Source organism: Pseudomonas sp. P5_A2_2 (assembly GCF_054177685.1).
Window position 1 is genome coordinate 1 of the sequence record NZ_JBGCUL010000227.1, and the last position, 6,106, is coordinate 6,106.

Genomic DNA, 6,106 nt, shown 5'->3' on the forward strand with positions numbered 1-6,106 from the left:
GTGGCCGAGGGTGGTTCCGATCGCCTGATCGAGAATCGTGTGGCCGAAGGTGGTTCGGATCGCCTGCTGGAAAACCGCGTCGCCGAAGGCGGTTCGGATCGTCTGATCGAAGGCCGCGCTGTCTGAATGCAGTGCTTTACCGCAGGACTCAACGAAAAGCCCGGCCTCAACAGCCGGGCTTTTTCGTGCGGGTCATCAATTCGTCCGTTGTTCATGCACTTTCGCGTGTCGCGAGAGACCGATCTTGATGGCGACCAGAATGGGCGCGGCAAAGACGAACAGCAGGGCCACGGCGAAGAACGCCGTATCGAAAGCAATCACCGTGGCCTGACCTGACAGCGCTTTGCCCAGCAGGCTGGTGGCTGCCCGGCCAGCGGCCACCTGATCCATGCCCTTCCCTGCCAGCATCGCGGTTGTGCTCATCAGCCGTTCGATGACCGCGAGCCCCCCTGGGGTGACGTTGGCGCCGAGGACCACGCCATTGCTGACAACCTGATGGTCGATCAAGGTCTGTAGCCCGGCGACGCCCATCAAGCCACCCAACTGACGCCCCGTATTGAACAGGCCGATGCCGCTGACCAGGTTGCGGCTGTTGAGGTGACTGAAGGCGATCAGGGTGATCGACAGAAACAGGAAGCCAAGGCCCAGGCCGCGCAACAGGATGGCCGCCATCATGTCGCCGGCGCCGCTTTCGCTGGTGGAGCCGGACAGCATCCACATCGCCGCCATGATCAGCAGGATACCCAAGGGCACGGTCGCCACCGGCGGCACGCGGCGCACGCTGAACAGCCAGGCAGCGATGAGCAGCGAACCGACAAAAAAACCGCCACTGGGCAACAGGAGCCAGCCTGCATCGGTCGGTGTGAACGCGAGTACCGACAGGGCGAACGCCGGGATCAGGTAGGCGCTGCCGAACAGGGCGGCACCGGCGATGAAACTGACGCAAAAGGCAAAGGTGAAATCGCTTGTTTTGAACAGGCTGAAGTCGAGCAGCCCCTGGCCGTTGGCCAAGACCTGTTGGCCGAGAAAGGCCAGCAGCGCGGCGCCGCCGATCACCGTCAGTATCAGGATCCGCGGCTCCTCGAACCAGTCCCAGCGGCTGCCCTGGCTGAGCACGTAGGTGAAGCAGAACAGCGCGGTACCGATCAGTGCACAGCCGAGCCAGTCAAACGGACGTTGCCGGATCCTGCCGGGCATGGGGTGGTCGGCGATGAGCAAGAGGCCGATCGCCGCCAGGGCCAGCGGCACCACACTGAAGAAAATCCAGGTCCAGGACTGGCTGTCGATCAACCACCCTTGCAGGGCCGGTGCGAGGGTCGCAGACGCGACCACGGCCGCCATGGCGAACAGGGCTTGCAGGATCGGCTGAAGGGCGCGCGGATAACCGCGAAAAATGAGCGCCTGACCCGCCACCAGCAGAGCACCGCCGGCGAAGCCTTGCAGGACGCGCAGTGCGATCAGCAGGTCCAGCCAGGCGGTAACGGCAGCCACGCAGCACGCCAGGCCCATGACCAGAGTGGCGCCGATGATCACGTTGCGCGCGCAAAACCGCTGCATCAGCCAAGGGGCAAGCATGAACCCGATCAGCTTGAACGCGATGTAGCCGACATCCAGCCAGGCGAACTCGTCAGGCGTGGCATAGGTGTCGCCGATGATGTCGCCGCGGCCGAGGGCGAGCACGGTGCTGGCGATCGCTTCCGTCAACGTCGCCAGCACGATTCCCGTAAAGAGCAAGACGCCGTTCCCGGTTCTGATGCTGCTCGGCGTGGCGCTGGCAAGGCTGTTCATGAGCCGGCCCCTTGCACAACTTCCACCCGCGCGGAGAGACCCGGCACGATGCGCCCCGGCAACGGATTGTGGGCCAGGCGAATCTTCACCGGCACGCGCTGCACGACACGCACAAAGTTCCCGGTGGCGTTGTCGGGCGGCAGCAGGCTGAACGCCGAGCCACTGCCCGGTGCAAAGCTGTCAACCACGCCATCGAGTGCCGCATCGGGGTAGCCATCGACCGTGACGCGCACAGGCTGACCGGGGCGGATATGTTCGAGCTGGGTTTCCTTGAAGTTCGCCACGATCCACACATCGTTGACCGGCACGATATCGAGCAGGGAGACGCCCGGCGTTACGAAACGGCCAAGGCGAACCTGACGGTTACCGACCACGCCATCCACCGGTGCGTGCACCACGGTGTGATCGAGATCGATCCGGGCGAGATCGCGCGCGGCCTGTGCTTGCGTCACGGCGGCCACCGCAGCCTCGCGCTCGGCCACAAACACCGCGATGCGTTGCTGTTGCGCCTCGACCGTTGCCGAAGCGGCCGAAACCGAGGCCACGGCTCTGGATTGCGCGGTGCCGGTTTCATCGACCAGGGCCTGGCTGACCGCATTGCTGACGATCAGTTTGCGGCTGCGGTCGTGGGTCTTGGCCGCCAGGCTCATGTCGGCGGTGGCCGAGCGCCTTTGTGCTTCGGCCTGCCTGATCAGCGCATGCTGAAGCTGGATCTGCGCATCGACATGGGTCAGGCGCGCCTGGGCGGCACTGACATTGGCCTCGGCTTGCGCAAGTCTGGCGCGGTAGTCGCGGTCATCGATACGAAACAGTACATCACCGGCACGCACGGTCTGGTTGTCCCGGGCCTCTACCGTCGTGACATAGCCGGCCACCTTGGCGGCGAGCGAGGTGACGTCCCCGCGGACATACGCGTTGTCGGTCGAAGTCACGCCACTGGAAAACGCCAGGGCTCCCCAAACCGCCACGACCATCAAGGCCGCGACACACAGCAACAGGCCGATGGTCTTGCGCTTGCTACGCCGCACCACGACCACAGGCGTTGCGCTACTTGCGTCTGTGGCAATGGCGGCCTTGTCCTGAAGCGAGTTCATTTTTTCATTTCCTGTTCAGTGCCAAGCACCAGGCAGCCACTGGGCGRCATGGCCTGCCGCCCGGCTGTCGAGCCTTCATGAGCGCGTTGACCGGCTCACTTTTTGATGGGTGTCACGAGCACCTTTTCGTCGGTGTCGAGGACGAACACCGCCAACAGGCGCGCCGGTTGGGTGTCGCTGGCGTTGGCGCTGACCAGGTGCACGGAACCCGGCTCCTCTACGAAGTTTTCGCCGACGTTGTAGACCTTTTCCGGCTGGCCTTTGACCTGGATGCGAAACGAGCCCTCGAGCACCGTTGCATAGATGAAGGCCGTTTTCGGATGAGTGTGGGCCGGCGACGCAGCACCCGGCCCATACTCGACGACCACGCCTCTCATGCTCTTGCCGGGGATGTTGGGAATGGGACGGTCGAACACCACCGTGACCTTGCCGGGGGGCGCCTCGGCGGCCGACGCTGCGCTGATCGAGAGCGCGGCGAAGACAGCGGCCATTAGCAAACGGGTAACCATGGGATTTCTCCTGGATTCGTAGGGAAATGTGAGGGTGCGATCCGTTACTGCCCTGTCGACCGGGCCAGCCAGTCGTCGAAGCGGATCGCCCCCAGGCGTGCGTTCTTGCCGGTGACCAGCGATTGATCGTTGAGCACCGCGCCGAAGTAACGCGCATGCACGTCCGGTACGACCTTGCGGTTGTCCTGGGTCGCTCGCAGAAAGCGTCTGGCCAGCTCATCAATCGGCATGGTTTCCGGGCCGCCGACTTCAACGGTGCCATTGACCGGTGCTGCCAGTACGACATCGGCCAACGCCGCCACTACGTCGTCGGACGCAATCGGCTGGATCAGCGCCGGCGAAGCATGAATCTCATCGCCGACGGCGAACGACTGGACGATGCCGCCGGCAAACTCGGAGAACTGCGTGGCACGCACAATGGTGTAAGGCATGCCGGACGCCTTGATAAGGGCCTCCTGCGCGACTTTGGCCCGGAAATAGCCGGTATCGGGAAGCCGTTCGCTGCCGACAATCGACAGGGCGACGTGATGACGAACCCCGGCAGCGGCTTCGGCGGCCAGCAGGTTACGGCTCGACGTTTCGAAAAAATCGAGAACGGCCTGGTCCTCCCACGATGGCGCGTTCGCCACGTCGACCACCACATCAGCACCATCCATCGCTTCGGCCAGGCCTTCGCGGGTGATGCTGTTCACGCCCGTGCTGGGGCTGGCGGCGAGTGCGTCATGGCCGCGCTCGCGAAGGGTGTTCACAAGTTTCGATCCGATGAGGCCGGAGCCTCCGATGACGACGATCTTCATGGCTTTTCTCCACTTGTCGACTGCAAGGATTGCGTCGGTGTAGAGAAAGATTGCCTGCACGGGTGAGGCAAGTCCTTGCGTCTGGCTTGGGTTTGCCTTGGCGAACGCTTGGATTTATGTCCAAAAAAGAGGCTGTTCGTCCAGCATTCCCTGGCGCGGACGGTGCAGCGGGTGTCGAGCTGCCGTATCATCCTCCCCCAGTTACCAACCGCCAGCAGCCTGGGACACGGAGTTGAGGGCGCTTCGCCAGGGGATGCTCATCTTGTCATTCGCGTTTGAAGATTACGTACTCGATCAGGAGCGTCGGGAGCTGACCTTGCGCGGGCAGGTCGTGGCCGTCGGACCGCAGGTCTTCGACCTGTTGCTGCTGTTCGTCAACAATCCCGATCGGGTCCTCAGCAAGGACGAATTGCTCAAGGCGGTGTGGAGCGGCCGGATCGTTTCCGAATCGACGATCACCAGCCACATCAATGCGGTGCGCAAGGCCATCGGCGATACCGGTGAGGAGCAGCGCCTGGTGCGCACCGTCGCCCGCAAGGGCTACCGCTTCGTTGGCCGGATCAATGGCGACATGACCGGGGAGGCGCGACAGCCTGACATCGATGAACGCTCGGCTGCTGCTGCTGCGAAACAAATCCCCTCCTCTACCCTTGCTCTCCCGGACAAACCCTCGATCACCGTCCTGCCCTTTCAGAACCTGAGCGGCGATCCGGAGCAGGAATACTTCGCCGACGGCGTCGTGGAGGACATCATCGCCGCCCTGTCGCGTATACGCTGGCTGTTCGTCATCGCGCGCAATTCGAGCTTCACCTACAAGGGCCAGGCGGTGGACGCCCAGGGCGTTGGCCAGGAGCTGGGCGTTCGCTACGTGCTCGAAGGCAGCGTGCGCAAGTGCGGGAACAAGGTGCGCATTACCGGGCAACTGATCGACGCGACGAGCGGAGCGCACATCTGGGCGGAACGCTTCGAAGGCCTGCTTGACGATATCTTCGAGCTGCAGGACCAAATCACCGAGAGCGTCGTCGGCGCGATCGCGCCGCAACTGGAGCGGGCGGAAATCGAACGCGCCAAGCGCAAGCCGACGGAAAGCCTGGACGCCTATGACTACTACCTGCGCGGCATGGCAAAACTGCACAGCGGCAGCCGGGAAGCCATCGAGCAGGCGCTACCGATGTTCTACCAGGCCATCGAACTCGATGCGGAATTTGCCTCGGCCTATGGCATGGCCGCCTGGTGCCATTTCTGGCGCAAGCTCAATGGCTGGATGACCGACCGGCCTGCAGAAATCGCCGAGGGCATACGGCTGGCGCGTCTGGCGGTAGCCCTTGGCCGCGATGATGCGGTTGCACTGACGCGCGGCGGACATGCCCTTGCTCATCTCGCTGGCGAAGTCGACGGCGGCATTGCGCTGCTCGACCGGGCGCGCCTGCTCAATCCCAACCTCGCCCCCGCCTGGTTCCTGGGCGGTATCCTGCGGGCGCTGCACGGTGAAACGGACGCTGCCATCGAGCATTTGCAGCATGCCGTTCGCTTGAGTCCGCTGGATCCGGAAATGTTCAGGATGCAGGTCGGGATGGCGCTCGCGCATTTCTTCGCCGGGCACTTCGATACCGCTGCGGACTGGGCGGAAAAGGCCCTGGGCAACCTGCCCAGCCTGCTGGTCGCGGCAGCGCTGGTGGCGGCCAGTCATGCGCTCGGCGGTCAAATGGAAAAAGCGAAGTCGGCGATGCAGCGTCTGCAAAAGCTGGATTCGTCTTTGCGCCTGGGCACCCTCAAGGACTGGCTGCCCATTCAACGGCCCGAGGATTTCGCCCGTTTCATCGATGGACTGCGGCTGGCGGGGTTGCCCGAGTGAAGACGACCAGCCTTACCCTGTAGGAGCGAGCTTGCTCGCGATGGTCGTCAACGATGACGCGGG

The 6,106-nt window shown here is 63.7% G+C and carries 5 protein-coding genes; 1 reads left to right on the top strand and 4 read right to left on the bottom strand.

Annotated elements, in window-relative coordinates; genetic code table 11:
• Window positions 1–195: 195 nt before the first annotated feature.
• The 4 genes from ACXRVY_RS14685 to ACXRVY_RS14700 all read right to left on the bottom strand — a co-directional run bounded on the left by ACXRVY_RS14685 (window position 196) and on the right by ACXRVY_RS14700 (window position 4,188).
• Complete coding sequence (locus ACXRVY_RS14685) at window positions 196–1,788, bottom strand: MFS transporter (RefSeq protein WP_223463658.1); 1,593 nt, start codon at window positions 1,786–1,788, stop codon at window positions 196–198.
• Window positions 1,785–2,882, bottom strand: a complete 1,098-nt coding sequence (locus tag ACXRVY_RS14690; RefSeq protein WP_223463657.1) for an HlyD family secretion protein — start codon at window positions 2,880–2,882, stop codon at window positions 1,785–1,787. The genes ACXRVY_RS14685 and ACXRVY_RS14690 overlap by 4 nt, the downstream gene beginning before the upstream one ends.
• A gap of 95 nt (window positions 2,883–2,977) precedes the next feature.
• The gene (locus tag ACXRVY_RS14695; RefSeq protein ID WP_223463656.1) at window positions 2,978–3,391 is read right to left on the bottom strand and encodes a cupin domain-containing protein; all 414 of its coding nucleotides are present in this window, start codon (window positions 3,389–3,391) and stop codon (window positions 2,978–2,980) included.
• Window positions 3,392–3,435: 44 nt separating this feature from the next.
• On the bottom strand, window positions 3,436–4,188 hold the full coding sequence (locus tag ACXRVY_RS14700) for an SDR family oxidoreductase (protein ID WP_223463655.1): 753 nt from the start codon (window positions 4,186–4,188) through the stop codon (window positions 3,436–3,438).
• Window positions 4,189–4,450: 262 nt separating this feature from the next.
• On the opposite strand from ACXRVY_RS14700, the gene ACXRVY_RS14705 reads away from it, so the two are divergent.
• Window positions 4,451–6,043 carry a winged helix-turn-helix domain-containing tetratricopeptide repeat protein gene (locus tag ACXRVY_RS14705; RefSeq protein ID WP_223463654.1) on the top strand — a complete coding sequence of 531 codons (1,593 nt, stop codon included), beginning with the start codon at window positions 4,451–4,453 and terminating at the stop codon, window positions 6,041–6,043.
• Window positions 6,044–6,106 lie beyond the last annotated feature (63 nt).